This is a genomic window from Thermotoga sp., from assembly GCF_021162145.1.
In the GTDB taxonomy this organism is placed as follows: Bacteria; Thermotogota; Thermotogae; order Thermotogales; family Thermotogaceae; genus Thermotoga.
This window is the reverse complement of record NZ_JAGGZH010000027.1, coordinates 1-3,273: the sequence shown is the minus strand read 5'-3', so window position 1 is coordinate 3,273 and position 3,273 is coordinate 1. Positions and strand designations below refer to the sequence as shown.

The 3,273-nt window shown below is 44.5% G+C and carries 4 protein-coding genes and 1 pseudogene; all 5 read left to right on the top strand.

The window, feature by feature from the left end; genetic code table 11:
- A pseudogene (locus J7K79_RS02585) lies at window positions 1-1,282 on the top strand (alpha-2-macroglobulin family protein); the annotation flags it as partial.
- Window positions 1,269-1,706, top strand: coding sequence for a hypothetical protein (locus J7K79_RS02580; RefSeq protein WP_296904844.1), 438 nt, complete (start codon window positions 1,269-1,271; stop codon window positions 1,704-1,706). The pseudogene J7K79_RS02585 and the gene J7K79_RS02580, both read left to right, overlap by 14 nt.
- The gene (locus J7K79_RS02575) at window positions 1,648-2,604 is read left to right on the top strand and encodes a DUF1175 domain-containing protein (RefSeq protein WP_296904840.1); all 957 of its coding nucleotides are present in this window, start codon (window positions 1,648-1,650) and stop codon (window positions 2,602-2,604) included. The genes J7K79_RS02580 and J7K79_RS02575 overlap by 59 nt, the downstream gene beginning before the upstream one ends.
- 242 nt (window positions 2,605-2,846) lie before the next feature.
- Window positions 2,847-3,008, top strand: coding sequence for a DUF3883 domain-containing protein (locus tag J7K79_RS09445; RefSeq protein WP_366932577.1), 162 nt, complete (start codon window positions 2,847-2,849; stop codon window positions 3,006-3,008).
- 5 nt (window positions 3,009-3,013) lie between these two features.
- Window positions 3,014-3,199 carry a DUF262 domain-containing protein gene (locus tag J7K79_RS09440; protein WP_366932576.1) on the top strand — a complete coding sequence of 62 codons (186 nt, stop codon included), beginning with the start codon at window positions 3,014-3,016 and terminating at the stop codon, window positions 3,197-3,199.
- Window positions 3,200-3,273: the final 74 nt, after the last annotated feature.

Sequence of the window (3,273 nt, the reverse complement as noted above, 5' to 3'; positions counted from 1 at the left end):
TTTCTGGACCTCCACGAAGGACACTTCGTTTGCGATCCTTGCACTTCTTGAAGCGATGCCAGAATACGAATCAACCACTTTGAGAGTTGTTAACTCCGGAAAAGAGTTTGTACTGAAATCAGGAGAGGAAGGCCAGCTTGTCCCCGGATCGCTGGTTGTTTCCGGTAGTGGTCTGGTGGAAGTGCACATCGTATATCCAGAAGTGCCGAAAGAATCCGTGAGCGAAGGTATGAAAATAAAGAGGAAATTCTACAAAAGATACGAGTTTTTCATAGAAGAAAACAGAAAACTTGTGGATGCTTTCGTGCCGCTTGGAAAGGGTTACATTCCGCACTCGCTACATGCTGTTGAGGAGAAGGAAGGCGGTGAACTCTTCATCTTACCTTATGAACACTGGGATGAGACAATTGAGTATGGAGGAATTACTATAAAAGTAAATGGAAGCAAAGTGGAAATAAAAGGAGAGACATACTGGTTTTCCAAGATAAAAACCCGGAATGGTTTGATTCTCATAGTCCTCAAAGGTGAAGTACTTGTTTACGATACGAGGAAAAACATCATCACAAGATATCTGGAAGTTGTAGACGGGGACTTTATTGGAGATAAACTCGTCCTTCTCAAAAAAGGAAAGGTGATGATAGGTGAAGAAGAAATCCCCGTTCCAGAGGATGTGGCGAAGCTGTCCTGTACAGTGAATGAACTGATGCTGAAAGGACAAAACAGAACGTACTGGTACACAGATGGAAGATTTGTGGAGTTACCGTTTGTTGCTGAAAAAGTTTTATCGTGGGATGGTAAAGAGCTGGTGGCAAAGAACATACGCTTCAGTGGCTCTTCAAAGGTACTGAAAGGAACGTTCGAGGTGACCTTCGATGTTGAAGATGTGAATGTGAAGGCTGGAGATATCGTCAAAACGGTCATAAATATTGAAGGCGAGGGGCATTATCTGATCGTAGAGGATTTCATTCCTTCCTGCGCTCAGGTGATACCTGGCTACAGAGAAAAAGGAACGGAAGAGGATAAGTTCAGATACAGCTGGTACAATTTCTGGAATGAATGGTACTCCGGCAGGGAATTTCACGAGGACAGAGTGGCGTTTTTTGCTTACTGGGCTTATGGGAGAAGTTTTGAGTATGTCTGGAGAGTGACATCGGATGGAGAGTTTTACCTTCTTCCGGCGCGGGTCTACACGATGTATTCTCATGATGCTTATGCTCATTCAGATCCAACTGTTTTTCGCATCGGTAAACATCCTGTCTATGGACGAGATGGTCAGCCTTGAACTGGTTTCTCTGGACAGATTCGTGGAAATATGCGAATTTCTGAGAGTTGAACCGAACATGGATGTGGCGATCTTCGAATGTAATAGTCTTGAAGAATACCACAGGATAACTGGCATGCCTTACTACACAGGGGCAATTTATCACGATGGCATCATTTACACTCAACCGTTCGAAACACTTCGGAAGAAAGGTTGCCTCGAAGATGTTCTCCTCCATGAACTTCTCCATCACGTTCTTGAGATGTACTTTGACCTTCCGGAATGGATAGAAGAAGGCGTGATTCTCACTCTCCTGGGTGTAAAGCCGGAAGAGGTTTATGGTTATCACAGGGAGTGCCTTTTGAGGATCACGAAGGTGGTTCGATATGAAGAAATACCTGATTTTGTTGATCGTTACAGGCATTCTTCTGTGGAACATCGCTGAAATACTGAGATTCGATGTGAAAGTTTTGAAGGACACTTTCGTCCTGAAAGACGTTCAGGACATTTTTGTTCCTCTGGAGTTAAGCGGAGCAAATGTAAGTTGTTCGAAGGATTTCATCCTTAAAAAAAGCGGTGTTCTGATCAGTGGTGCAAAACCAGGTGAGATCATCACCCTATCTTTTAAAAGTGGAGGGATTTTCAAGGTAAAAAAAGAGTGGAGGATCAAGATCAATGCCAGTGAAGAAGACACAGATGCCGATGGATACCCGGATTCTCTTGAACTGGACAGAGAAGATAGCGAGAGGTTTAGAAACTGGTTCATCTGGATAGCGTTGTCTGCGTTCAAAAACGATCCTCCTCTTTGGCCAAAAAACGAGAGAGATTGCTCCGGTTTCGTCAGATACTGCGCGAGGGAAGCCTTGAAGAAACACACGGCGAACTGGTTTTCACTCTCCAGGTACGATGGACCCATCTGGGCGGACGTGGAAAAGTACAACTACCCGGATCTTCCCCTGATTGGCACGAAGATATTCAGGATAAAGGGCGGACCCTATAATGGCACGGACGAGTTTTCAAACTTTGCTATCGCAAGGATACTTGTGGAGTGCAGTATGGAATACATCACAAAAGATGTCTCTCAGGCACTTCCAGGTGATATAGCGGTTTTCTTTCACCCCCAGGATGTTGAAATGCCCTACCACCTTATGATCTTTGTGGGAAATTTGAACACTGCAGAACACGAAGGATGGTTCGTGTATCATACGGGACCGCTGGGTGAAAGCCAGGGCGAACTCAGATTCGTAAGATATTCGGAACTTGTGAATTATGACCCGTCCTGGGCCCCACTGGAGATCAATCCGTACTTTCTTGGATTCTACAGATTTAAATTCTTGAACTGAGTTGCACTAAGAATGGTCAATTTGAAAACATCGCAGAAGGGTTCTCAAGTGAATCTGACAGGATGGAAAAGTTTGAGAAAGATCACAATACTAAGAACAAAGATATAGCTGAGAGGAATTGAGAAAGATAGCCGAAAGTCGTGAATTTAAAAACAGGGAGCGACCTTTGATTTTATCTCTTTTTAAAATCCACGAACTTGCCATACAGCTACTGAAGTACAAAGAAGAAATATTTGAAGGAAGTGAAGGCAAGATCTGGAGAGGGGAAAGTTGCTTTAACTCCAAACGAATGGTTCAAAGCCAAGAGATTCAAAGGCCAGTATTATCTGCACATCATAGCAAATACTGCAACAGATCCGACACTATACATCATCCAGAATCCTGCTGGAAAACTCACACCCTAGGTAAATTGCTGGAAGACATCGCCATAGGTGAGATTGGCTTGCCCGACATCCAGCGTCCTTTTGTGTGGGATACTACTCGTGTGCGCGACCTTTTTGACTCCATGCATCGTGGTTATCCTATAGGCACCTTACTTTTCTGGGAAAATGGATTTCCGGGAGAGCACCGCCCCATTGGGACGGATACCAAGTAGAAAGTGCCTCGCTTACTCATGGTAGATGGGCAGCAGCGTCTCACCGCACTTTACGCTGTAATGAAGGGTGTGCC